At 73.9% G+C, this 22,890-nt stretch carries 22 protein-coding genes; 10 read left to right on the forward strand and 12 right to left on the reverse strand.

The features are described from left to right. Positions 1-138 precede the first annotated feature (138 nt). A complete protein-coding gene (locus ACZ5DC_RS19635) occupies positions 139-1,770 on the reverse strand; it encodes a C40 family peptidase (RefSeq protein ID WP_468654281.1) in 1,632 nt (543 codons plus the stop codon). Between the two features lie 391 nt (positions 1,771-2,161). Here ACZ5DC_RS19635 and ACZ5DC_RS19640 point away from each other — a divergent pair, with 391 nt between their 5' ends. Beyond that, positions 2,162-4,150, forward strand: a complete 1,989-nt coding sequence (locus tag ACZ5DC_RS19640) for a DUF1996 domain-containing protein (RefSeq protein WP_468654863.1) — start codon at positions 2,162-2,164, stop codon at positions 4,148-4,150. Between the two features lie 91 nt (positions 4,151-4,241). Then, positions 4,242-4,898 carry a GNAT family N-acetyltransferase gene (locus ACZ5DC_RS19645; protein ID WP_468654283.1) on the forward strand — a complete coding sequence of 219 codons (657 nt, stop codon included), beginning with the start codon at positions 4,242-4,244 and terminating at the stop codon, positions 4,896-4,898. Here ACZ5DC_RS19645 and ACZ5DC_RS19650 read toward each other — a convergent pair. Beyond that, positions 4,885-5,595, reverse strand: a complete 711-nt coding sequence (locus tag ACZ5DC_RS19650) for a lipoprotein (protein ID WP_468654285.1) — start codon at positions 5,593-5,595, stop codon at positions 4,885-4,887. The genes ACZ5DC_RS19645 and ACZ5DC_RS19650 overlap by 14 nt on opposite strands. A 112-nt stretch (positions 5,596-5,707) precedes the next feature. Next, positions 5,708-6,349, reverse strand: a complete 642-nt coding sequence (locus ACZ5DC_RS19655; RefSeq protein WP_468654287.1) for a class I SAM-dependent methyltransferase — start codon at positions 6,347-6,349, stop codon at positions 5,708-5,710. Between the two features lie 171 nt (positions 6,350-6,520). Between ACZ5DC_RS19655 and ACZ5DC_RS19660 the strand changes: the two genes are divergently transcribed. Continuing rightward, a complete protein-coding gene (locus tag ACZ5DC_RS19660) occupies positions 6,521-6,979 on the forward strand; it encodes a flavodoxin family protein (protein WP_468654289.1) in 459 nt (152 codons plus the stop codon). Positions 6,980-7,020: 41 nt separating this feature from the next. On the opposite strand, the gene ACZ5DC_RS19665 is transcribed toward ACZ5DC_RS19660, so the two are convergent. Continuing rightward, on the reverse strand, positions 7,021-7,779 hold the full coding sequence (locus ACZ5DC_RS19665) for a GNAT family N-acetyltransferase (RefSeq protein ID WP_468654290.1): 759 nt from the start codon (positions 7,777-7,779) through the stop codon (positions 7,021-7,023). Positions 7,780-8,714: 935 nt separating this feature from the next. Between ACZ5DC_RS19665 and ACZ5DC_RS19670 the strand changes: the two genes are divergently transcribed. The 4 genes from ACZ5DC_RS19670 to ACZ5DC_RS19685 all read left to right on the forward strand — a co-directional run bounded on the left by ACZ5DC_RS19670 (position 8,715) and on the right by ACZ5DC_RS19685 (position 11,688). Beyond that, positions 8,715-9,590, forward strand: a complete 876-nt coding sequence (locus tag ACZ5DC_RS19670; protein WP_468654292.1) for a helix-turn-helix domain-containing protein — start codon at positions 8,715-8,717, stop codon at positions 9,588-9,590. A 99-nt stretch (positions 9,591-9,689) separates the two neighbouring features. Beyond that, positions 9,690-10,505 (forward strand): SAM-dependent methyltransferase, encoded by an 816-nt coding sequence (locus ACZ5DC_RS19675; protein ID WP_468654294.1) that lies wholly within the window; start codon positions 9,690-9,692, stop codon positions 10,503-10,505. Positions 10,506-10,601: 96 nt separating this feature from the next. Beyond that, positions 10,602-11,078, forward strand: a complete 477-nt coding sequence (locus ACZ5DC_RS19680; RefSeq protein ID WP_468654296.1) for an SRPBCC domain-containing protein — start codon at positions 10,602-10,604, stop codon at positions 11,076-11,078. A 109-nt stretch (positions 11,079-11,187) separates the two neighbouring features. Beyond that, the gene (locus ACZ5DC_RS19685; RefSeq protein WP_468654298.1) at positions 11,188-11,688 is read left to right on the forward strand and encodes a hypothetical protein; all 501 of its coding nucleotides are present in this window, start codon (positions 11,188-11,190) and stop codon (positions 11,686-11,688) included. Positions 11,689-11,794: 106 nt separating this feature from the next. On the opposite strand, the gene ACZ5DC_RS19690 is transcribed toward ACZ5DC_RS19685, so the two are convergent. Next, on the reverse strand, positions 11,795-12,553 hold the full coding sequence (locus tag ACZ5DC_RS19690) for an NPP1 family protein (protein ID WP_171150380.1): 759 nt from the start codon (positions 12,551-12,553) through the stop codon (positions 11,795-11,797). A gap of 221 nt (positions 12,554-12,774) precedes the next feature. Then, positions 12,775-13,917, reverse strand: coding sequence for a PP2C family protein-serine/threonine phosphatase (locus tag ACZ5DC_RS19695; RefSeq protein WP_468654300.1), 1,143 nt, complete (start codon positions 13,915-13,917; stop codon positions 12,775-12,777). A 679-nt stretch (positions 13,918-14,596) separates the two neighbouring features. Here ACZ5DC_RS19695 and ACZ5DC_RS19700 point away from each other — a divergent pair. From ACZ5DC_RS19700 to ACZ5DC_RS19710, 3 genes are read left to right on the forward strand one after another with little or no spacing between them, the layout of a single operon-like run. Beyond that, positions 14,597-15,283 (forward strand): nucleotidyltransferase family protein, encoded by a 687-nt coding sequence (locus ACZ5DC_RS19700; RefSeq protein ID WP_468654302.1) that lies wholly within the window; start codon positions 14,597-14,599, stop codon positions 15,281-15,283. Beyond that, entirely contained in the window at positions 15,280-15,558 is a 279-nt protein-coding gene (locus ACZ5DC_RS19705) for a BON domain-containing protein (protein ID WP_468654304.1), read from the forward strand. The genes ACZ5DC_RS19700 and ACZ5DC_RS19705 overlap by 4 nt, the downstream gene beginning before the upstream one ends. Beyond that, positions 15,555-16,286 (forward strand): metallophosphoesterase family protein, encoded by a 732-nt coding sequence (locus ACZ5DC_RS19710; RefSeq protein ID WP_468654306.1) that lies wholly within the window; start codon positions 15,555-15,557, stop codon positions 16,284-16,286. Before ACZ5DC_RS19705 ends, ACZ5DC_RS19710 begins: the two co-directional genes overlap by 4 nt. A gap of 265 nt (positions 16,287-16,551) precedes the next feature. Here ACZ5DC_RS19710 and ACZ5DC_RS19715 read toward each other — a convergent pair whose 3' ends face one another. The 6 genes from ACZ5DC_RS19715 to ACZ5DC_RS19740 form a co-directional block, all read right to left on the reverse strand. Continuing rightward, positions 16,552-17,799: an MFS transporter gene (locus ACZ5DC_RS19715; protein WP_468654865.1), complete on the reverse strand. Its 1,248-nt coding sequence runs from the start codon at positions 17,797-17,799 to the stop codon at positions 16,552-16,554. 389 nt (positions 17,800-18,188) lie between these two features. Then, a complete protein-coding gene (locus ACZ5DC_RS19720) occupies positions 18,189-19,178 on the reverse strand; it encodes an aldo/keto reductase (RefSeq protein WP_366750992.1) in 990 nt (329 codons plus the stop codon). A gap of 198 nt (positions 19,179-19,376) precedes the next feature. After that, on the reverse strand, positions 19,377-20,603 hold the full coding sequence (locus ACZ5DC_RS19725; RefSeq protein WP_468654308.1) for a cytochrome P450 family protein: 1,227 nt from the start codon (positions 20,601-20,603) through the stop codon (positions 19,377-19,379). A gap of 108 nt (positions 20,604-20,711) precedes the next feature. Then, a complete protein-coding gene (locus tag ACZ5DC_RS19730; RefSeq protein ID WP_468654310.1) occupies positions 20,712-21,923 on the reverse strand; it encodes a cytochrome P450 in 1,212 nt (403 codons plus the stop codon). Then, a complete protein-coding gene (locus ACZ5DC_RS19735; RefSeq protein ID WP_366750995.1) occupies positions 21,920-22,558 on the reverse strand; it encodes a GTP-binding protein in 639 nt (212 codons plus the stop codon). The genes ACZ5DC_RS19730 and ACZ5DC_RS19735 overlap by 4 nt, the downstream gene beginning before the upstream one ends. After that, on the reverse strand, positions 22,539-22,886 hold the full coding sequence (locus ACZ5DC_RS19740) for a DUF742 domain-containing protein (protein WP_014676780.1): 348 nt from the start codon (positions 22,884-22,886) through the stop codon (positions 22,539-22,541). The genes ACZ5DC_RS19735 and ACZ5DC_RS19740 overlap by 20 nt, the downstream gene beginning before the upstream one ends. Between the last annotated feature and the right edge of the window lie 4 nt (positions 22,887-22,890).

Here is a 22,890-nt window from a genome sequence, read left to right on the forward strand (position 1 = left end):
CCTAAGTCGGTACGCGGGTCCCGTCTATGACCTCATAAGCTGATCTTATGCCTCTGCCAGGAGTGCCTTATGGGGACGGCGGAGCCGGCCGGCCCGGAGCGGGGGCGCGCGGGCGGCCGACGCCGGGGCCGGGCTCCGTCAGGCCGGCCGGACGATCCGGTGGATCGCGGCCTCCCCGGCGCCGTAGATCGACTCCTCGCGGATGGACGACCCCGGTCCGGGCGCGTGCACCATCATCCCGTCACCGGCGTACAGGCCCACGTGCCGGTCGTCCTCGAAGAAGACCACCAGGTCACCGGGTTCCAGCCCGGCGGTCGTGAGCGGCGTTCCGGCCAGCGCCTGCTCGTGCGCGGCACGCGGCAACGCGACACCGGCCGCCTTCCACGCGGCCTGGGTCAGGCTGGAACTGTCGTAGGAGTCCGGCCCGGTCGCACCCCACACGCACGGTTTCCCGAGCTGCGCCCGAGCGAAGGCGACGGCCTTCGCGGCGCGGAGGGCACGGGGCGAAGGGACGGGCGCGGGTGTCGGCAGGGGGAGGGGCAGGGGCAGGGGGACGGACAGGGAGCCGGTGTCGGTCACGGGAGCGGTGACGCCGACCGGCGGAGCGCTTGTCATCGGCGCTGCCGGCGCAACAGGTTCCGCACCCTGTTGCTGCCAGAGGACGGTCGAGGCCATGGCGGACTGCGCCGTCGTCATCCCTGTCGCCGCCGTCGTCTGCGGCCGCGGTGGCTGAACGGCGGCGTCCGGCGAGCCCGGTCGGGCGGTGCGCCCGGACAGCAGGTCCCGCGCCGTGTCGAGCTTCCGCCGCACTCCGGCCTTCCAAGCGGTGGGGGACAGGCGGACGAATCCGGCCGAGCCGGGGAGCGCCCGGGGCAGCTGCACCGCCGCCCGCTGAACGACGGGCGGCGTGGCGACCGGTACGACGGCAGGGTTCGCCGGTCCGGCCGTGGCCCAGCCGACCGGTTCCGCCGTGCCCGTCGCGCCCCAGCCGGACGTCTCGGCCGTGCCGCCGCCCCACCCGATCCCCGCGCCCGGAAGTTCCCTGCTGCTCGCGGCATCGACCAGCGCGGTCGGACCGGTGTCCAGCACGGGCAAGGGTCCGGTTGCCTGGAGCCCGGCGGTCCGCGAGGGCTCCGACTCCGCGGCCCCGCCCGGCAGGGCCCCAGTCGGCAGGGACCCGCCCGGCACGGCCCCGCCCGACGGGAACCCGCCCGTCGGTGCCGTCACCGAGCCCGTCGTCAGCTCGGCCACCGCAGGGCCGGTGCCCAACTCCCGGCCGGCGGAGCGCTGTCCGGGCAGGCCGCCCGTCCCCAGCGCCTGCCGCTCACCGCCCGGAAGGGCGCGGGGCTCCCCGCCGCCCGGGAGGCCGGGGAGTCCCAGGACGTCGCCGCCGCCCCTCGGGAGGCCGAGGGGCTCACCGCCGCCGGCCGGCAGGGCGCGGACCTCCCGCTCACCTCCCAAAAGCCGCGACCCGTCGATCGGCTCTTGCGAACGCGTCGGCGCGGCGGACCTGTCGGGCAGCCGGTCCGCCGGCAGTACGGCGGGGACGGTCGGGCCGGCAGCGGCGCGTGCCGCGTCGAACCACTTCCGGGCGATCTCGTCCAGTGCCGGGTCCTGCCGCCGGCCCGTCCGCTTGGCCAGCGGTACGCCACGCGAACGCGTCCGGGCGGCCATGGCCCGGGTCGCGTTGAAGTTACCGGTGTCGTTCTCCGCCCGGTCGTAGAGGGATGCGATCCGCTGTCGCACCTCGTCGCGGCTCTCCGGCGACATGGAAGACGTGCTCCTTCCTTGCCCCGCGGGGCAGTTGGGCGGCTCACCGGGGCAGAGCCGGGCGGCGGCCTCGCGTCAACCTAGCCAACGTGTGTACCTCGTGTGAAGGTTGAGGTGCGAAATGTCCGATACATATTCGTGATGTTCGCGACGATGTTCGACGGGGAAGAGGTGGCGACCATGGTTTCCTGTGAGGTCCCGGTGAATTCGCGATTCTGTTGAACACGGCGGCTCCGCCCGCCGTATGAAGCCGGGGAACTCCATGCCCGGCCGCCGGCCACACCCACCGGCGGTCAGACCACCGGCGATCACACAGGGGACGACCTTGGTACGCAACAGGCGCAGACGCCCGACCGGCGCACGACGCGCGACCCTCGCCGCGGTCGCCCTGATGCTCGGGGGAGCCGGACTCGTCGGGGCGAACGTCTACGCCTCGGCCACCGAGGGCCGGGGCGACGGCTCCGGCGGCACGGACGCTTCCGGGCGCGTCCTGTCCTCGGGCATGGCGACCATCGACTGCCCCGATGTCGGCGGCCGGCTCACGGCCGTGCCGGACGCGGCCCGCCCCGGGGTCGACCGCGAACTCGCCGCGCTGGACCAGCAGATCGCGGCGGCGTACCAGCAGGTGCGGCAGGCGGGGCGGGCCGACGGCCAGGACGCCGGTTCCGCCGGGGAAACCATCATGAAGCCGCTGGAGGAGAAGCGGTCGGAGTCCATCGGACGGATCGCCGACGCCATCGCCGGGTCGGGGGAGCGTCCGCAGGGCCTGGACGGTCTGGCCGCCTGCACCCTGCGCCCCGGCGACGACGGTCGGGCCACCGGCACGCCGGACGACGGCGGCCGGCAGGGCGGCACCGGCCAGGAGCAGGGCGGCGCCGGCGCGGACCAGGGCGGCGACGCGCAGGGGCAGAACGGCAGCGGCCAAGGACAGACCGGCAGCGGCCAAGGACAGAACGGTGCCGGTCAGGGCGGCAACGGGCCTGTCGTCTCGGACTACGCGGACATCACCTCCGTACCGCCCGAGGCACCGGCCCCGCCGCCGCAGGCCGGCGCCTCGCGCGGCACCTTCACCTCCGACTGCGGGGTCAACGCGGGCGGCCTGTTCAACTCCGACAACGTCATCGTCGCCCCCGGCGTCTCCAACGGCGCCCACCACTTCCACGACTACGTCGGCAACCAGGGCAACAACGCCTTCGCGAGCGACGAGGACCTGGCGGAGGCCGGCACGAGCTGCGCGGACCCGGGCGACAAGTCGTCGTACTACTGGCCGGTGCTGCGCCTGCAGAACGGCACCCAGGAGCGGGACGCCGGAGCGCCGGGCGGCGGCACGGAGGGCAACGCGGGCCGGATCGTGACGCCCAAGCAGGTCACGCTGACCTTCGCCGGCAACCCGCGCGGCAAGGTCACCGCCATGCCGCGCCTGCTGCGCATCATCACGGGCGACGCCAAGGCCTTCGTCAACGGCCCCGGCAACGCCAACGCGTCCTGGAGCTGCACCGGTTACGAGAACCGGCAGCTGAAGGACAAGTACCCGCTGTGCCCGGCGGGCAGCGACGTGGTGCGCACCTTCCGTTTCCAGAGCTGCTGGGACGGCCGCAACATCGACAGCGCCAACCACCGCACCCACGTGGCGTTCACGGCCGCCGACGGCTCCTGTCCGGCGGGCTTCGCGCCCATTCCGCAGCTGGTCCAGCGCATCGTCTACGACGTCGACGCGCCGAGCCTCGCGGACGGCGGCCGCACCGTCCCGCTGTTCGCGGTGGACTCCTTCCCCGAGCAGCTGCACAAGCCCGTCACCGACCACGGCGACTTCATCAACGTCTTCGACGAGAAGCTGATGCGCGAGATGGTCGACTGCGTCAACTCCGGCCGCAGCTGCGGACCCTCGGGCGACGACGACTCCACCGCGACGCCGACGCCGGCGTCCACGGCGAGTCCGAGCGCCACGGCGGCGCCGGGTGAGGGTTCCGCCGGGGGCGGCGGCGGGAGCGTCACCTCCGCGCCCGCGCCGTCGGCGTCCCGAGCCGGTGAGGTGCCACGGCACGACGCGACGACGGCGCCCGCCCGGACCACCAAGCACGACACGGACGACACGGCTGCACCCGCCGCGTCGGCCGGATCACGGTCCACGCCGGCGCGTTCGGCACCGGCCCCGTCCGCCACCGGGCCGGGTCAGGCCGCCACGGCCACCGCCACCGCGCCGGGTCAGGGCGCCACCGCCGCCGCGTACGCCCCACCGGTGGCCGCGGTGACCGAACCCCAGGCGAGCCGGGGAGGTCTGGCGGAGACGGGCGCCCGGCTGTGGCCCGCGGCGATCGGCACGCTGCTCGCGCTGTCGGGTCTGTTCATGCTGCTCCGGGCCAGGCGCATGCGCTACTGACCGTTCGCGTACGGCGGCCCCCTCCGAGGTGGTCGCCGCCGTACGCCGCAACCCCCTTGTGGGAGCGCTCCCAAGAGGTGAGGATGGGGCCATGCCGTCCCTCCGTCCGAACCCGCCGATACGGCCCTACCGTCCCGCCGACCGCGACGCCGTGGCCGACGTCTGCGTCCGCACCGCGCACAACGGGGGCGACTCCAGGGCCCTCTACCCCGACCAGCGCCTGATGCCGTCGCTCTTCGCCGAGCCGTACTGCCACTTCGACCCGGACCTCGCCTTCGTACTGGACGACGGCACGGGCCGGGCCGTGGGATACATCGTCGGCACGGCGGACACCGAACGCTTCGTGGAGGACTTCCGGCGGAGCTGGATCCCCCGGCTGGCCGGCCGCTACCCGGAGCCCGCCGCGCCGCCGCGCACGCCCACGGAGGAGATGATCAGCCTCCTGCACCACCCGGAGCGGATGCTCGTCCCCGAACTGGCCGCCTACCCCGCCCACCTGCACATCGACCTGCTGCCGCCCTGGCAGGGGCAGGGCCACGGCCGCCGCCTGCTGCACACCTTCCTGGACGCCCTGAGCGGACAGGGCGTCCAGGCGGTCCACCTCGGCATGGTCACCGTCAACACCGCCGCCCGCGCCTTCTACGACCGGGTCGGCTTCCACGAGATCCCGGTCGCCGACGCGGGCCCCCTCACCTACCTGGGCCGGGCCACGGCGCGGGAGCGGGCGGCGGACCTCAACTCAGCCTGAGCGTCTGCTTGGCGAGGTCGTACGCGGGCCGCATCTCCTCGTGCTCCTGGGTGTCCATGCCCCCGAGGTGCAGGACGACCGGACCGTCGGGCGTGCTGACGGCGAAGGCGCTCTCCTTCTTCGTCTCGTCCAGCAGCTTGCTCGTGTACAGGTACTCGACCTCGACCGCCGAGACACCGCCGCCGGTCCTGAAGGAGTGGTACCTCGCCTTGCTGACGTTGTCCTCGGCGGCGACGAACGCGCGCAGCACACCGCCCGCGTCCGCGTCGCCGGCCTTGCCCGTCCACACCCGCAGGAAGCCGATGTTGCCGGCCGGCTTGGCGTCGATCTCACAGGCGGCCGTGACCGGGCCCTGCCGCAGGAAGGCGTCGGCGAGCGCCCCGCCGAGGCCGCCGTCCTCGCCCTTCGATGACGCGGCCAACTCCTTTTCGGCGTCTATCGGCTTGGCCTTCCAGTGCCGGGCGATGCCGAAGCTGACGGGCAGTTCGCAGGCCGAGCCGGCCGCGCCGACGGTGCCGCCGCGCACCGCCGCGCCCTTGGCGCCCCCGCCCCCGGCCGTCGTGCCCTTCGCGCTCGCCGACGCGCTCGCGGACTCCTTCCCGTCACCGCCCGCGGACCCGGCGCACCCGCCGAGCACCGCGGCGAGCGCCGCCGCCACGACGATGCGGCCTCCGACGGTCCCCACCCCGACCCGCACTGTTGCCTCCCCTTCGGTTCAGAGGCGTCACTGTAACCGAGGGCACCGGCAACGCCGGCCGCGATGCGGCCCGCCGGAAGCGGCCCACCGCATGCCTCTCACCTGCTGCCCCTCATCCGGCCTCGCGCACGCAGTGCAGGAAGAGATGCGGCTCGGGCTCCGCCTCGGGAGCGCTCGGGGTGAACAGGGCCTGCTCCTCCGCCAGGACCGTCAGGCCCGCGCCGCGGACCAGTGCGGTGAACGCCTCCGCGGTGAAGCTCGTGACCCGGACCGGCTGCCCCATGAAGAGGCCCTCGGCGTCCTCCAGGTCCAGCGGCACGGTGGCCAGCGCGACGAAGCCGCCGGGCCGTACCGCACGCGCCAGTTTCGCCACGACGGCCCTCTGCTCGGCGCGGGACATCTGCAGCAGCGAGAAGTACGCGCACGCGGCGTCGAACGAGTCCTCCGGCAGCGGCGTCTCCCGGATGTCGGCCAGCCGGAACTCGGCCCCGGGCACCTGCCGCGCGGCCAGGTCGACCATGACCGGAGAGATGTCGATGCCCAGCACGCGGTGTCCGGCCTCGGCCAGTGTCCGCGCGGTCGGGCGGCCCGTCCCGCTGCCCACGTCCAGCACCCTGCTGCCCGGCGCCAGCCCTTCCACCAGCCGGCGCAGCGACGCCCGGTGCGGTGCGGAGCCGGCGAACGCCTGCTCGTAGGCGAGCCCCAGCGCGTCGAACACCACGGCGGCCTGTGCCCTGCGGTCCTCGTCGACCACGACGGATCCTCCTGTCGGTCTCCGGCCGCGCGTCCCGTCCCCGGCAAGCCGGTCGCATGGCCTTGAGCTGTGCCTCGAACGCGCCTCGAACCGTGCCTCGAAGTCTGCCTCGAAAGGCGCCCCGGAGCGGCCGTTTGCGGGGGACGGTACGCGCACGGCAGGGTGCCGGGTGTGCCTACCCTGCTGATCGTCCATCACACCCCCTCACCGAACTGCCAGGCCCTGTTCGAGGCCGTCGTCTCGGGAGCCACGACGCCGGAGATCGAGGGCGTGCGCGTCGTACGCCGGGCGGCCCTGTCGGCCACCGCCTCCGACGTGCTCGAAGCCGACGGCTACCTGCTCGGCACGCCCGCCAACCTCGGCTACATGTCCGGCGCCCTCAAGCACTTCTTCGACCAGGTCTACTACCCCTGCCTGGACGAGACCCGGGGCCGCCCCTTCGGCTTCTACGTCCACGGCGGCAACGACGTCACCGGTGCCGTCCGCGCCGTCGAGACCGTCACCTCCGGACTCGGCTGGCGCCGGGCGGCCGAGCCGGTGACCGTCACCGGCGAACCGGGCAAGGCCGACGTCCAGGCGTGCTGGGAGCTGGGGGCCACGGTGGCGGCGGGCCTGATGCCCGGCGCCTGAGCCGCCCGGCTGAGCCGCCGGTTCGAACGCCTCGGCTGGGCCTACGACGTACGGTGGCCGGACCCGGACCCGGACCGGGTGGCCGGGCGCCGCCGCGACGATCCCCGGCCGTCGCCGCAGCGCGCCGGCGTCCCGGTGTCGTGCCGGTGCCAGACGGCGTCCACCACGCGGCCGTCGGGCAGGGTGTGGCGGCGCGGGCCCTGGTCGGGGACGAGGCCCGCGCGGGTCAGGGCGCGCCGGCTGGCGGCGTTCCCGCGCTCGGCCCCGGCCCGGACCGTGGCCAGTCCGAGGTGGGCGTGGGCCAGCTCCAGGCCCGCGCGGAACAGCTCCGCGCCCAGGCCCCGGCCACGGCAGCCCGGGGCCAGCCAGCCGCCCATCTCGCCCGTCACGTGGTGCAGTTCGAGAGCACCGGCGTAACCGAGGCCGGACCGGTGCACGCAGACCAGCAGGAGGGGGTCGTCCGGGCCGGGGGTGAACGGTTCCGCCAGCTCGCGGGGGATGCGGCGGCCGTCCTCCCCGGCGGGCCGCCAGGCCAGCAGGGCCCGGCGGACGGCGGGGTCGGGCAGCACCTCGTCCGCCTTGGTGCCGAGCCACCGTTGCGCCTCCGCGTCGGCGCTCGCGGCCAGTGCCGCCGCCACGTCCAGTCGGGTGCGCGGGGTGAACAGCAACAGCCGCTCGGTGCGCAGGACATGCCGCCCGGGCGTACACCGCCCCGGCATCACAAGCCCCGACGCGATCCGGCCACGGCGGAACAGCCACCAGCCCATGAGTCCCCGCATCCCGGCACACACGGCGGACACGGCACCGGTCCGCCGAGAGCACGGACGCTCCGCACCGGCGGTGAATCTAGCGGGTCGCGGCCGGGACGTCGTACGGGGTCTCCGGGAACCGGCGCCGCCGGTCGCGGCCAGGACGCCGTGGTGCACGCACGCCCGGGGCCCGCAGGCTGGGGTGCCGGCGCCCGGGCCGGCTGCCGCTCGCGTCAGCCGGTCTGCTCCTGGGAGCCGGGCTTGGGGCGGGTGCGGGTCCAGGACGGGTCGGCGGCCGGGGCGGGGGTGGGGGTGGTGGTGTGGTGCATGGCTGTCCTTCGGACGAGTGGGGGATGGTCCGGGGGCGGTGCGGTGAGCGGCGCGCGGGGGTCGGTGGGGCCTCTCCCCGGGCGCGGCCGGGATCTCACCGCCCGTAGCGGTGCTCTTCGGCGGAGGGCGGGGGCGGGACGTGCGGCCCCGGAGGCGAGGCGGTCGGGGCCAGGAGGCCCAGGGAGTCGACCAGGGCGCTCGCCTCCGGGTGGTCAGGGGCGCCGGCCGGGGCCGGCAGCCGGTGCGGCGCCGTCGCCGGCGAGGACGACGGCCGTTCCCGCACGGCGAGTCGTCTGTCCCGGCCGGCCGGTCGGGGGAACCGTCGGCGGGGGGAGGGCGGAGCCATCGCCGTGCGCCTTTCGTCCGGCCTCGCGGGTGAGGGTGCGGGCGTCGGCCGGCCGCTCGGGCAGCGGACGCCCCACCGCCTGGAGGCAGGCCGTGGCGGCGGTCTGCCTCCCCGGACCGGCAGCGTCGCCTGCTCCTCGGGTCGGCCGGAGCAGTGAGTCCACTCTGGCACCCGCCAACCACGCTCCGCAACCGACAGGTTGAAATTTGCAGGCGGCGAAGTGCATGCTGCATCGGCCGGAACGTGATCGAATGGGCGGCGCACACCGATCGCGTGCGAAGGTGTTCTGGGACCCGACGAGGGGGTGGGTGTGACCGCGGAGACCGACTGGGGCGGCGCCCCGTCCGTGCTGCGCATGATCCTCGGCAGACGGCTGGAGGAGCTGCGCACCCGGGCCGGCCTCGGTTACGCCGACGCGGGCGCCGCCATCGGGGTCAGCCACTCCACGATCCGCCGCATGGAGGCCGCCAAGGTGTCCCGGCTGCGGCTCGCGGACGCCGAGAAGCTCCTCCGGGTCTACGGCGTCACCGACCAGCAGGAGATCGACACCTTCCTGCAGTCCGTGCGGGAGGCCAACAAGCCCGGCTGGTGGCACACCTACCGCGACGTCATGCCCGACTGGTTCTCCGCCTACCTCAGCCTGGAACAGGCGGCCCTGCACATCCGGGCGTACGAGAACCAGTTCGTGCACGGCCTGCTCCAGACCGAGGACTACGCCCGCGCCCTGCTGACGACGGCCGGCCCGCACCTCTCCGCCGAGGCCGCCGAGCGCCGCGTCGCCCTGCGCATGCGCCGCCAGCAACTGCTCGCCAGAGCCACGCCGCCACGGCTGTGGGTGGTGATGGACGAGACCGCCCTGCGCTGGCCGGTCGGCGGCCCCGGGGTGATGCGCGCGCAGATCGACCACCTCATCGAGGTCAGCCGGCTGCCCCAGGTCACCGTGCAGCTCATGCCGTTCGCCAACGGCCCGCACCCCGCGCTGTCGGCCGGCGCCTTCCACCTCTTCCGGTTCCGGGCCCGCGAACTGCCCGACATCGCCTACCTCACCGGCCTCCTCGGGGCCGTCTACCTCGACAAGGCCGACGAGGTCGTGGTCTACCGGGAGGCCCTGGACCGGCTCAGCGCCCAGGCCGCGTCCGTCCGGAAGACCGAGACCCTGCTCGCCGCGCTGCGCAAGGAGTGGTGACCCGCCCCGACACCGCCCGCCCCACCGCCTGCCCGCCCCGCCCTCGTACCTGCTGACGCGAAGCCCCGAGCCCCACCCGACCGAATGGGAGACACGGCGTTGCCCGACAACGGATGGCCGGCCGACCGGATCGACACCGAGAACGCCCACTCCGCCCGCATCTACGACTACATACTCGGCGGCAAGGACTACTACCCCGCCGACAAGGAGGCGGGCGACGCCATGTCCCGGGAGTGGCCCGCGCTCCCGGTGCACATGCGGGCCAACCGCGACTTCATGAACCGTGCCGTGCGCTGGCTCGCCCAGGAGGCGGGCATGCGCCAGTTCCTGGACATCGGCACCGGCATCCCGACCTCGCCGAACCTGCACGAGATCGCCCAGGCCGTGGCCCCCGAGTCCCGGGTCGTCTACGTCGACAACGACCCGATCGTGCTCACCCTCTCCCAGGGCCTGCTGGCCAGCGCCCCCGAGGGCCGGACCGCGTACATCGAGGCCGACTTCCGTGACCCGGCGGCCATCCTGGAGGCCCCCGAGCTGCGCGAGACCCTGGACCTGAGCCGGCCCGTCGCCCTCACCGTCATCGCGATCGTCCACTTCATGCTGGACGCCGACGACGCGGTCGGCGTCGTACGGCGGCTGCTGGAGCCGCTGCCGTCCGGCAGCCACCTCGCGATGTCCATCGGCACCGCCGAGTTCGCCCCCGAGGAGGTGGGCCGGGTCGCCCGGGAGTACGCGGCCCGCAACATGCCGATGCGGCTGCGCACCCTGGACGAGGCCCACGCGTTCTTCACGGGCCTGGACCTGGTCGAGCCCGGCATCGTCCAGGTGCACAAGTGGCACCCCGACGGCAGCGGCGAACAGGGCATCCGGGACGAGGACATCGCGATGTACGGCGCGGTCGCCCGCAAGCCGTGACAGACCCGGGGCCGGGGTCCGACCCACCTCCCGGACCTCGGCCCCGCCTCCCGTCGTACGACGGCCGGGGCGGTCGCCGGCCGCTACCGTGAGCCCATGTACACCACCCGCGTCACCCGGCACGTGGCCGCGCCACCGCACACCGTCTACCGGGCCCTGACCGACCCGGAGGCGGTCGCGGCCTGGCGGGTCCCGGCCGGCATGAGCGCCCGCGTGCACACCTTCGACGCCCGCGAGGGCGGAACCTTCCGCGTCTCCCTCACCTACGACGACCCGGCCGGCGCCGGGAAGTCCGGCGGGCGCACGGACACCTACCGGGGGCACTTCGCCCGGCTCGTGCCCGGCGCCCTGGTCGTCGAGGTCTTCGCCTTCGAGACCGGCGACGACGCCCTGCGCGCCACGATGACCATGACGACGACGCTCACCGCGGCCGACGGCGGCACGGTCGTGGAGATCCGGCACGAGGGCGTACCGGACGCGGTTCCGCCCGAGGACAACGAACGGGGCACCCGCATGGCCCTGGACAACCTCGCCCGGCTCGTCGAAGGGCGGGAGTCCCCGGACGGGAAATGACCGGAAAGAGCGGAGCGGAAAGCGGAACCGGAGCGCGGGAAAAGCGGTCTTAAGGGCTGTCGACGACCGGGATCGGACCGGTCGCGAAGAAACCGGGGGAATGGGACACATGTCCATGCGCAGCCGTAAGACCCTGCTCACCGCCGCGGCCCTCACGGCCGGCCTCACGCTGGCCGCCGTCACACCCGCCCTGGCAGGAGCCTCCGCGAACGGCACGACCCGTGCCGCCGCCGTGTCGTCCGCGCAGGGAGACCCGCGGAACGTCACCCAGCACGTGGCCGACTTCTACGGCGCCTACATCGACGCCGTCTGGGCCACCGACGACCCCACCGCCGCGGCCGGCGCCAAGGCGCTGCGCGGTTTCTACCTCTCCGCCGCCGCGCGGAAGAAGGTCGCCGCCTTCGAGAAGAGGGAACACGCCGACGGCATCCTCTTCGCGCAGAACGTGCCGGTGAAGTGGAAGGTCGCCTACACCGGCTCCGGCGCCGGTCACGCCACCAGCAGGGTCACGCTCACCTGGGGGGACGGGCCGCACCCGCAGGTCAGCCGGATCGATGTCCGGTCCGACCTGAAGACCCTGAAGATCACCGACCTGAAGCCGGCCGGCTGACCCGGGGCACCGGGCGCGGGTCCCGCCCCGCCCCATTCGGAGCGGGGCCCGCGCCCACCGGCCGGCCGGGCGGGCGTGCCCGCGGGACCGGCGGGCACGCCCGCGGTCAGGCGTTGGGGTCGAAGGGGATGCCCGACGGCATGGAGTGCGCCAGCGCGTACTGGAAGTCGCCGTCGTCGATCTTGATGGTGGCCGCGCCGAAGTCCGCGCTCAGCAGCTTCTCGCGGTAGCCCGCCGGATAGCCGTTCCAGCCGACCAGCCGCGGGTAGAACCAGCCGCCCGTCACGTTCTCCGGCGGCTCGTCGTTGGTGTTGGCGAACCGGAAGCAGTGGGTCGAGACGCCGTCCTTGTGGTACACGATCTTCGGGTGGGTGCCGTCGAAGCGCACCGAGGAGCGGGCCGCCACCTGGTAGCCGGAGTGCTGGGACACCGAGACGTACTGGACGGTGTCGTCCTTGATCCACACCACGACGTGTTCCCAGTCGTGGGTGTGCCCGATGGCGGCGGGCCCGAGGGTCGCCTGGTCCTTCTCGAAGTAGCTGGCGTACATCACCGCGCACCAGCCGTTGTTGCACTTCTCGCGCGAGTAGGTGTTGGCGTTGGCGAGCTGGGCGTAGTCGTGGCAGTGGCCGTTGACGTCACCGCCCAGCTTCAGGCCGGGGTTGATGGTGCCGTCGCTGCCGATGGCGGCGGTGGCGTAACAGCCGTCCCCGTCGTAGTCGTAGGCGGGGGAGAAGGTCTGTTCCAGGCCGTCGGCGTTCTGCGGCAGCAGTTGCAGGACGCTGGCGCCCGCGGTGCCGGGCGAGCTGAGGACGAGGGCGAGCGCGCCGAGGGCGGCGGCGAGCGCGGAGGTCAACTGACGCACGTGGGCTCCCTGTTGTCGAGGCGCCGCAGATTCTCGCAACGTCTCGGCAGGGCGGGCCACCCTCCGAACTGAACTTTGCCACAAGGACAGTTGAACGCGGCGGCGGAAGGCGCCCGAGCGGGTGCCGTCGTACCGCTATCCGCCGGAAGTCAGGTGTTCGCCCTGGTTCCGGCCGTAAGGCGCGGATCGGGCCGATGGCCGGGCCGTGTTCCGGCGGGGGCTCACCCGTGGCGGGCCGTCTCGCCGCGGCCGTGGTGGCGGCGGCGCTCGACGGGGGTGCGGTGTACGGCGATGAGCGCGGCGTCGTCGCCGAGCCGGCCGCCGGCGTGGGCGAGCAGATCGCGCCGCAGGCGGTGCATCAGCGCCTCGGGGCTGTCCTCGGTCCACCGCGCGACCCGGTCGGCGAGCGGATAGAACCGGTTGTGCTCGTCCCGGGCCTCCATGACCCCGTCCGTGTAGAGCAGCAGCGTGTCGCCCGGTTCGAACGAGAACACGTCCAGGGTGTGCTCGGCAGCGGAGTGCACCCCGAGCGGCGGGGCCGGGTGCAGGCTGGGCACGGTCACCACATGGCCGGGGCTCAGCAGCAGCGGCGGCGGATGGCCGCAGCTGGTCATGGTGACCGGGCCGCGCTCCGGGATGTCCAGCAGCAGCGCGGTGGCGAACCGCTCGCCCTCCTCCTCCGGACTCTCCAGATCGGCCGCGTAGCGGGTGACGCTCTGGTCCAGCCGGGTCGCCAGCTCGGCCAGCGGGATGCGCCGGTGTGCGCTCTCCCGGAACGAGCCGAGCAGCAGCGCGGCCTCGCCGATGGCGGGCAGCCCCTTGCCGCGGACGTCACCGATGAGGAGGCGGACCGAGCCGTCGGACACGGTCGCCGCGTAGAGGTCGCCGCCGATCTGGGCCTCGTCCTCGGCGGCCAGGTACAGCGAGGCGATCCGCAGCGGGCCGATCTGCTCGGGCAACGGCCACATCAGGACGTGCTGCGCGGCCTCGGCGACCGTGCGGACCTGGGCCAGCTGGGCCTGCCGGCGCTCGCGCAGGACGCTGTAGACGACGGTGAGCACCACGAGGACCGCGAGGGTGACGAGCTGCACCATGTGATTGCTGGTGGCGAGCCCGCCGCGGTGGGCGCCGATGAGCAACTGGCCGCCCAGCGCCAGTACCCCGATGCCCGCCGTCGCCCGGGGGCCGGCGAAGGACGGGGTGAGCGCGGGGCCGATCACCAGGGCCGGTGCGAGGTGGATGTCCCAGGGCAGCCGCAGCTCCACGAGCGTGATCACCACGATGAGCACGATCGGGAGCGCCAGCAGCGCGTGGACCGAGTGCCACGGCTGCCGGAGACGGACGCGCGGGGCCCCTGGTGCCATGCTCACTAGCGTGCTCCCGGCCTGGTCACCCGGCCACTCGCTGCCCGGCCGGCCGCGGAACCGGCGGACCGGCCCTCGGGCAAGCCGCCTCGGTTCTTGGCGCGGGCGATCCCCTGCGGACGGTGCCACTTCGGGCGGCCCTAGCCTCGGGTGGTCCAGCCTCGGGTGGTCCGACCTGGCGGTGTCACCTCGGCCGGTCTGTGCGGGCGAGGACTCTTCTGGGTTGGCCCAGGCGCGGTCGGTTCTACCTCGGGGGGCGCCAGCCCGGCCGGCCGTTCCCGTCTCGGGCGATCCTCCGCGGACGAGCACACCTCGGGGGCCCCGGCGCGGTCGGTCCTGCCTCGGGCGGTGCCAGCCCGGCCGGCCGATCCCGTCCCGGCCGTCCGTACCCCGACTCCCGGCACCCCAGCCGACCCTCCTCCCTGTCGATCCTGCCCTCGGGCCCGGCCGACCCCGCCCCGGCAGTCCGTACTCCAACCCGTGGCACCCCAGCACCCTGGCCCCGGCCCGACCCAGCGCCCGGCCGACCCCGCCCCGGCCCACCGGCAACCCCACCCCCCGTCCTCGGACGAGTGAAGCCTTTCGGTGACGTCGTGTTGCCGGCGGCGCGCCGGGTACCCGTACCGACCCCGGGGCCGATCCGGCCGTCCCGGGAAGCAGGGTGCCGAATGGAGAGGTCATGACGCACAACGGGGAGGACACCGCACCCCTCAGGCGACCGGATGTCACCGAACTCCGGCTCGCCTCGGACGGGCCCGACCTGGAGTTCTCGTCCGCGCCGGAACCGGCGCAACTGCCGCACGACCGCAGCCAGGCGATCCTGGAGGCGACGAAGGAGATCGGCTCGCTCCTCAAACGCGCGGGCCACCCCTTCGCACTCGCCGGGAGCGTGGCCGTCTACGCCCACGGCGGCAGCCGCTACCTCCAGCACGACGCGGACTTCGCCATCCTTCCCGACGACGCCGAGGCGGTGGCCGCCACACTGAGCGAGGCCGGCCTGCCGGTGCGGACCCCACCGGAGGACTGGCTGCTGAAGACCACCTGCCACGGGCAGAACGTCGACATCATCTTCGCGCTGGCCCACCGGCCCGTCACCCGGGACATGCTCGACCGGGCCCACGTCCTGCCGGTCGACTCGGTGCTCATGCCGGTCCTGTCACCGACCGACCTCATCCGCAGCCTGATCAGCGCCTTCTCCGAGCACTACTGCGACTTCGGGTCGGTGCTGCCGGTGGCCCGCGCGGTCCGCGAGAAGGTCGACTGGGACGAGGTCCGCACGACCTGCGGCGGCGAGCCCATGCCGGCCGCCTTCCTCTTCCTCCTCGAACGGCTGAACGTGATCGATGCCCAGGAGGGGCAGCCATGACCGAAACGAGCCCGCCGCCCCCGCCCGCGGCGGGGAGCCTCGACTACCGCGTCGCCCACCTCGCCGAGCACCTGGCCTCCGGAGACCTCGCGGAACTCGGCGTACGGCTCGAACTGCGCGGCGACACCGTCCTGCTCACCGGCACCGTGCCGTCCACCCAGTGCCGGGACCACATCCTGCGCATGGCCCGCGAGGAACTGGCGGGGCACCCGGTCCACAACGACCTGCTCATCGCCGGGACCTCCTCGCCCGACCACGGAGAGGACCTGACATGATCCGCGTCGCGGCCGTGGGCGACATCCACATGGGCCCCGAGAGCCAGGGCACCCTGCGGCCCTCCTTCGAAACCCTGCCCGAGTGCGCCGACGTCCTGCTGCTGGCCGGCGACCTCACCCGCCACGGCACACCGGAGGAGGCCGCGGTCGTCGCCCGGGAGATCAAGGACCTCGGGGTGCCCGTCGTCGCCGTGCTCGGCAACCACGACCACCACGACGAACGGCCCGGGGAGGTCACCGCGATCCTCCGGGACGCCGGCGCGCACGTCCTCGAAGGGCAGGCGGCCGTCGTCACCGCCGACGGCGCCCGTATCGGGGTCGCCGGGACCAAGGGCTTCGGCGGCGGCTTCGTCGGCCGCTGCGCGGGGGAGTTCGGCGAACCGCTGATGAAGGAGTTCGTCCGCTACACCCGGCGGAGCGCCGACAGCCTGCACAGCGCCCTGAAGAACCTGCACGAGTGGGACTGCGACGTGCGGATCGCGCTGACCCACTTCTCGCCGGTGCCGGACACCCTGGCCGGGGAGCCGCTGGAGATCTACCCCTTCCTCGGCAGCTACCTGCTCGCGGAGGCCATCGACACCGGCGGCGCCGACCTCGCGGTGCACGGCCACGCCCACGCCGGCACCGAGCACGGCATGACCAGCGGGGGCGTGCGCGTACGCAACGTCGCGCAGCCGGTGATCGGCCAGGCGTTCCACGTGTACCACCTGCCTGGCCGGCACGACTGAGGGGCGGTGAGCCGGGGCTGGGCGGAGCTGCGTAACCGGCGAGGCCCACGCAGCCCGCGCCCCGGGCGTCACGCCGTCGTGCTCAGCGCCTCGCGGGGGCGTGCGCGTACGCAACGTCGCGCAGCCGGTGATCGGCCAGGCGTTCCACGTGTACCACCTGCCTGGCCGGCACGACTGAGGGGCGGTGAGCCGGGGCCGGGCAGGTCCGGCCGGCGCCCGGCGGAGCCGTCCGGCGGGGCTCACGCCGCCGCGCCGGAGCGGGGCGTCACGCCGCCGTGCGCAGCGCCTCCCGGCCCGTGACGTCGCCGTCCCTCGCGGCCAGCGCCAGCGGCACCGGCTCGCGGCGGCGGCGCAACAGCAGGCCCGCGGCGATGGGCCCGGCGATGAGCAGTCCGCCGGCCACCAGCGCGCCGCGTGCGCCGGCCCACTCCATCAGCAGGCCCAGCAGCGGCGGACCGCCGAGGCTCCACACCGTGCCGACGCTGCTCCACACCCCGAGCACCCGGCCCCGCAGGTGCGGCGGCGGATCGGTCTGGAGGACGGCCGTGCCGGCGGTGTCGGAGACGGACTCCACGATCGCCATCGGCAGCACCAGGACCAGCAGCACGGCCAGTGACGGCGAAAGCCCCGCCACCACCTGGAGCAGCGCGCCCCCCGCCGCCAGCAGACCCACGGTCCGCACGGACGGGCGGCGCAGCCGGGCACCGAGGACCGCGCCGAGGATGCCGCCGGCCGCGAGCACCGTGGACACCGTGCCGAACGCCCCGGCGCCGCCGGCCAGCGGCCCGGTGACGAGGACGGCGAGCGTCAGGCCGTAGTTGCGGCCGAAGACGGAGCTGAGGCCGGTGATGCCCGCGAGCGCGACCAGGCGGGGCCGGCTCGCGAAGAAGGACAGGCCCTCCCGCACGGTCATGCCCGCGGGCGCCGGAACCGCCCGCGCCCCGGCCGCCGGCTCCCCGGCGGACCCGGGCGCCGGTCGCAGGAACGGCACCACGGCGGCCACGAACAGGAACGACAGCCCGTTCGCGGCGTACGCGGCGGACGTGCCGAGGAAACCGACGGTGACCCCGGCCAGCGCCGTGCCGGCCAGCCGGCCCGCGCTGTGCACCAGCGCGCCCACCCCGATCGCGGACGGCACGTCCGCCACCGGCACCAGATCGTTGCCGAGCAGGGCACAGGCCGGTCCGTCGACGGTGGCGATGAGGCCGGTCACGCCGGCCAGCACCAGCAGCGCCGTCATGTCGATCCGGTCCAGCGCCACGAGCAGCGCCGTGGTGAAGGCGACCGCGCCGAGCAGGGCCTGGCTGACCGTGACCGTCAGCTTCCGGGGCCAGCGGTCGACGGCAGCGCCGCCGAGCAGGCTCACGAACAGCGCGGGCGCCGCCTGGACGGACATGGACAGCCCGGTGGCCGCCGCCGAGCCCGTGATGTGCAGCACGAGCAGGTTCTGCACGGTGAGCTGCATCCACGTGCCGGCGTTGGAGACGAAGTTCGCGGCCGACCACCAGCGCATGCCCCGGTGCCGCAGGGAACGCCACGGCGAACGCGGGGCCGGGGCGGTGATGGACAGGGACGGGGGCTGGGCAGGGTCTGAAGACACGACGGGACACTCGACAACCGGGAAAACGGAACGACCGGCGAGCCCCTCGGATCGGCAGCGCTGCACGGCCGGGGCTGCCAGGTCAGGGCGCCGACCATGGTGGCAGACGGGCCGGCACGGCCGACGCCGCTGTGTCCGCCGGTGTCCGGTGACTTCCGTCAAACGGCGGCTGTCCCCAGGGAGTTGGGGTGTGCGTGGGGTTCCTCACAGGGTCCGTTCCGCCCTGTCCGTCCCGGTACGCGAAGGGGCCACGGGGAACCCGGCGGCAGCCCGGCCGCCGGGTGGGGCCCCCGTCGGGCGCGCTAGCGGTTGACGGCCCTCATCCCGGCCTCGTCGTACCGCTCGCCCGCCGCCGCGGGCAGCTCCGCGTCGATGCGGGCGAGGTCGTCCTCGGTCAGCTCGATGCCCACCGCGGCGGCGTTCTGCTCCAGGTAGGCGCGGCGCTTGGTGCCCGGGATCGGCACCAGGTCCTCACCCTGGGCCAGCACCCACGCGATGGCCAGCTGGGCCGGGGTCACGTCCTTCTCGGCGGCGATCTCCTTCACCTTCTCCGCCAGCCGCCGGTTCGCCTCCAGATTGGCGTCCGTGAAGCGCGGGTTCGTGCGGCGGAAGTCGTTCTCGTCCAGCTCGTCGGGGGAGGTGAAGCGGCCCGCGAGGAAGCCCCGGCCGAGCGGCGAGTACGGCACGAAGCCGATGCCCAGCTCCCGGCAGGTGGGCAGCACCTCGGCCTCCACGTCCCGCGTCCACAGCGAGTACTCGCTCTGCACCGCGGTGACCGGGTGCACGGCGTGCGCGCGCCGGATGGTCTCCGCGCTCGCCTCGCTCAGCCCGATGTACCGCACCTTGCCCTCGGCGACCAGCTCACCCAGCGCGCCGACCGTCTCCTCGATGGGCACGTCCGGGTCGACCCGGTGCTGGTAGTACAGGTCGATGTGGTCGGTGCCGAGCCGCTTGAGCGAGCCGTGCACCGAGCTGCGCACGTGCTCGGCCGAGCCGTCCTGCCGGCCGACCGTACTCATGTCGCCGGGGACGGCGTCGTCCATCCGGTAGTTGAACTTCGTGGCGATGACGTACTCGTCGCGGTGGCCCCTGATCGCCTCACCGACGAGCGACTCGTTGGTGAGCGGCCCGTAGACCTGCGCGGTGTCGAGGAAGTCGATGCCGAGTTCCAGGGCGCGCCGGATGGTCGCGATGCCCTCCTCCTGGTCGGCGGAGCCGTAGAAGGCGGACATCCCCATGCATCCGAGTCCGATGGCCGATACCTGGAGGTCCCGCAGCCTGCGCTTGTGCATGTCCTGGTCACAGCCTTTCGTGCGTTCGTCGGTCGTGCTCCGGGCGCGAGGGCCTTCTTCCATCTAGCGACGGAATCCGGCACCCGGCATCCCGTGGGGGAACCGGGTGACCGGCCGCGCGCACCGGCGCTCTGTGACGCTACGAGCTGGAGCGCTCTCGAAGTCAAGCCGTGCCGGACGGGAGGGGCTTTTGCGGGGTCACGGATTCAGCCGTACCGGCAGCTCGTACAGGTCGTTCTGCGTGACCACCGGCTTGTTGCGCAGCTCGGCCGCGGGGACCGCCAGGTCGAGGCCGGGGAAACGGGCGTACAGCGCGGGCAGGGCGACGCCCGCCTCGAGGCGGGACAGGGCGGCGCCGGGGCACACGTGCGGGCCGTGGCCGAAGGAGATGTGCCGGTTCCTCGTGTCGCGGGTGATGTCGAACTCCCCGGCGGTCGGGCCGTGGGCGCCCTCGTCCCGGCCGATCGCGCCGTACGACACGATCAGCGCCTCCCCGGCCGGGATCACCCTGTCGCCGACCGGCACGTCCTCGGTCGCGAAGCGGATCAGGACGTGGGAGGTGGGGGTGGAGTAGCGGAGGGTCTCCTCGACGACCGCGGACCAGTCGGCCCGGCCCGACAGCACCAGGTCGCGCTGTGCGGGATGGGTGGACAGGTTCACGACGGCGTTGACGATCAGCGAGATCGTGGTCTCGTGGCCCGCCGCCACCATCAGCTGGAGGGTGGAGACGATCTCCTCGTCCGTGAGGTGGTCGCCGTCCTCGGAGGCGAGGATCAGCGCGCTGGTCAGGTCGTCGCCCGGAGCGGCCCGCTTGGCCGACACCGTCCTCGCCATGATCTGCGCCAGCTCGGTGAGGGTGGCGACGACCTCCTCCGGCGGGGTCTGCGTGGAGAAGAACTTCTCGAACAGCACCTTCAGCCGGGGCAGCAGGTCCTCGTCGATGCCCATCAGGTCGGCGATGACGTACATCGGCAGCGGGTAGGCGAAGGCCGCCTTCAGGTCGACGGTCCCGCCGTCCGCGGGCAGCGCGTCCAGCAGGCCCTCGGTGAGCTTCTCGATCCGCTCCCGCATCCGCTCCACCCGGCGCGGGGTGAGCGCCTGCGCGACCAGGGTGCGCAGCCGGCGGTGGTCGGCGCCGTCCACCGTGAGCATGGAGCGGCCCGGGTTGGCCAGGCCGATCAGCGGCCAGTCCGCGGCTATCTCACCGCGCCGCCACGCGCCCCAGACGTCGATGTCCTTCACCAGCCGCGGGTCGGTGAGCAGAGCCTTGGCCTCGGCGTGGTGGGTGACGGCCCACGCCGGGACCCCGCCCGGGAGTTCGACGGCGGCGAGCGGGCCGGCCGCGCGCAGCGCCGCGCTCTCGGCGTCCAGGTCGGTGACGAAGGGGTCGAGGGCGATGCGGGGTGCTTCGGTACCGGTCGTCATCGTGACGTGCCTCCCAGGGCGGGGGTCGGGTACGGCGGGTACGGCGCCGCGTCCGGGGACGGCCCCCGGGCGGGCGGCGGAACAGCGGTTCGGCCGGGGCGGCGGGGGTCAGCGGGCGGGTACGGGGCTGAACCGGACGGGCAGCGCGGACAGTCCCCGCAGCCAGGGCGAGGGCCGGCGCGTGAGGGACTCGGCGGGCACCGCCAGATCGATGTCGGGCAGCCGGTCCAGGACCACCTCGATACCGGTCCGCGCGATCACCTCGGCGATCTCCTGCGCGGGGAACGGACAGCGGTGCTCGCCGTGACCGAAGGAGAAGTGCGCGTTGTTGCCGCCGGTCAGCGCGGAGGCGTCGGTCCGCACCTGCGGGTCGGAGTTGGCCCCTTGCAGACCGAGCAGCAGCAGATCGCCGGCCTTGACGCGGCGACCGCCGAGGTGCGTGTCACGGGAGGCCCAGCGGCCCGCCACGTTCTGCGTCGGCGTGTCCTCCCACAGCACCTCGTTCATCGCCTCGGCGACGCTGTTGCGCCCGCCGAACAGGGAGGCGGCGAAGCGGTCGTCGGTGAGCATCAGCCGCAGCGAGTTGCCGATCCAGTCGGCGGTCGGCTGGTGCCCGGCCGCCATCATCACCATCAGGTCCTGCGCGATCTCCTCGTCGCTGAACCCGCTCTCGTCGGCCAGCATCCGGGAGACCACGTCGGCCGCCGGCTCCTTCCGCCGGTCGGCCAGCAACTGCGCCATGGACGCGGCCAGATGGGCCTGCCCGGCCAGCGCCCGCTCCCGCCCGTCGATCATGTCGTTCAGGGCGGTGACCAGTCCCGGACCGTCCTCGTCCGGGAAGCCGTACAGCCGGGCCAGGACCCGCACCGGCAGCAGCATCGCGTACTGCCCGACCAGATCGGCCTCGCCCGCCGCGCACAGCGCGTCGATCAGCTCGTCCGCGAACCGCTCGGCGTGCGCGCGCAGTTCGAACGCGTCCACCGCCTCCAGCGCGTTGCTGATCATCGCCGCGCGCTGCCGGTGCCGTTCGCCGACCGTGTAGAGGATCGACGGCTGCTTGCGCCCGATCATCGGCAGCAGCGGCCAGTCCGCGGGGACGTTCTCCCACTGGTTCCACAGGTCCGAGTCCCGGCTGAACAGCACCGGGTCACCGGTCACCTGGTGCAGTTCCCGGTAGCCGAGCACCAGCCAGGCCGGGATGCCGCCGTCGAGCAGCACCGGCACGACGGCGCCGTGGTCGCGCCGCATCTCCCGGTACAGGCGGGCGGGTTCGGTCTGGAACCGGGGTCCGCTCAGCGGGACGGCGTCGGGCGTGGTCACACGAGCTCCTGTCGGGGCAGGACCGTCCGCGCGGACGGGTCGGCGTACCGGTTCTTCACGTGCTGCACCAGCGTGATCAGCACCTGCTTGCCCGACTCCCGGGAGCGGGCGTCGCAGTCGACCAGCGGCACCTGCGGATCCAGGTCGAGGGCCTCGCGGACGTCCGCGCCGGCGCGGACCGGGCCGCCGAAGTCGTTGCAGGCCACGATGAACGGCGTGCCGTGGTGCTCCAGCCGGTCGATGGCGTACCAGGAGTCGTCGATGCGTCGGGTGTCCACCAGGACGACCGCCCCGAGCGTGCCGGAGAACAGCCGGTCCCACAGGAACCAGAACCGCTCCTGTCCGGGCGCGCCGAACAGGTACAGCACATTGCGGGCGTCCAGGCTGATCCGGCCGAAGTCGAAGGCGACGGTGGTGCCGGACTTGCCGCGCACCTGGCGGATGTCGTCCACGGTCGCACCGGCCTGCGTCATCGTCTCCTCGGTGTTGAGGGGACGGATCTCGCTGACCGAGCGGACCAGCGTGGTCTTGCCGACGCCGAAGCCGCCCACGACCACGATCTTGAAACCTTGGTCGGCGGAGGCACCCAGCGGGATGCGCGCGGGAGTGCGCGCGTCAGAGGTTGCGGAGTCCAACGAGCACCTGCTCCAGGATGTCGGGATCGGTAATGGCCGGTCTGCGCGGGTGCCGGGCGCTGACCCGGCCCGCCGCGAGCAGATCGCACAGCAGCACCTTGGTGATGCCCACGGGCAGCCGCAGTTCGGCGGCGATCTCCGCCACCGAGGCGGGGAACCGGGTCAGCTCCAGGATCGCCACGTGCTCCGACTGCATGCCGGCCGCCGGCTCCGACTCGGCCACCACGAGGGTGACCAGGTCGAAGGGGTTGTCGGGGCCGGTGCGGGTGCGTCCCTGGGTGATGGTGTACAGCCGGTCGGGGGCGTCGTCCCGGCCCGGGCGGTTCATGCCC

The sequence above is a fragment of the Streptomyces sp. NPDC031445 genome, assembly GCF_055581365.1.

Excerpts from the sequence above, each read along its gene's own strand:
- ACZ5DC_RS19720 (WP_366750992.1), bottom strand. The coding sequence starts at position 19,178 with ATGCACAAGCGCAGGCTGCGGGACCTCCAGGTATCGGCCATCGGACTC.
- ACZ5DC_RS19645 (WP_468654283.1), top strand. The coding sequence starts at position 4,242 with ATGCCGTCCCTCCGTCCGAACCCGCCGATACGGCCCTACCGTCCCGCC.
- ACZ5DC_RS19635 (WP_468654281.1), bottom strand. The coding sequence starts at position 1,770 with ATGTCGCCGGAGAGCCGCGACGAGGTGCGACAGCGGATCGCATCCCTC.
- ACZ5DC_RS19700 (WP_468654302.1), top strand. The coding sequence starts at position 14,597 with ATGACGCACAACGGGGAGGACACCGCACCCCTCAGGCGACCGGATGTC.
- ACZ5DC_RS19705 (WP_468654304.1), top strand. The coding sequence starts at position 15,280 with ATGACCGAAACGAGCCCGCCGCCCCCGCCCGCGGCGGGGAGCCTCGAC.
- ACZ5DC_RS19710 (WP_468654306.1), top strand. The coding sequence starts at position 15,555 with ATGATCCGCGTCGCGGCCGTGGGCGACATCCACATGGGCCCCGAGAGC.
- ACZ5DC_RS19725 (WP_468654308.1), bottom strand. The coding sequence starts at position 20,603 with ATGACGACCGGTACCGAAGCACCCCGCATCGCCCTCGACCCCTTCGTC.
- ACZ5DC_RS19740 (WP_014676780.1), bottom strand. The coding sequence starts at position 22,886 with ATGAACCGCCCGGGCCGGGACGACGCCCCCGACCGGCTGTACACCATC.
- ACZ5DC_RS19695 (WP_468654300.1), bottom strand. The coding sequence starts at position 13,917 with ATGGCACCAGGGGCCCCGCGCGTCCGTCTCCGGCAGCCGTGGCACTCG.
- ACZ5DC_RS19685 (WP_468654298.1), top strand. The coding sequence starts at position 11,188 with ATGTCCATGCGCAGCCGTAAGACCCTGCTCACCGCCGCGGCCCTCACG.
- ACZ5DC_RS19715 (WP_468654865.1), bottom strand. The coding sequence starts at position 17,799 with ATGCGCTGGTGGTCGGCCGCGAACTTCGTCTCCAACGCCGGCACGTGG.
- ACZ5DC_RS19680 (WP_468654296.1), top strand. The coding sequence starts at position 10,602 with ATGTACACCACCCGCGTCACCCGGCACGTGGCCGCGCCACCGCACACC.
- ACZ5DC_RS19640 (WP_468654863.1), top strand. The coding sequence starts at position 2,162 with ATGCTCGGGGGAGCCGGACTCGTCGGGGCGAACGTCTACGCCTCGGCC.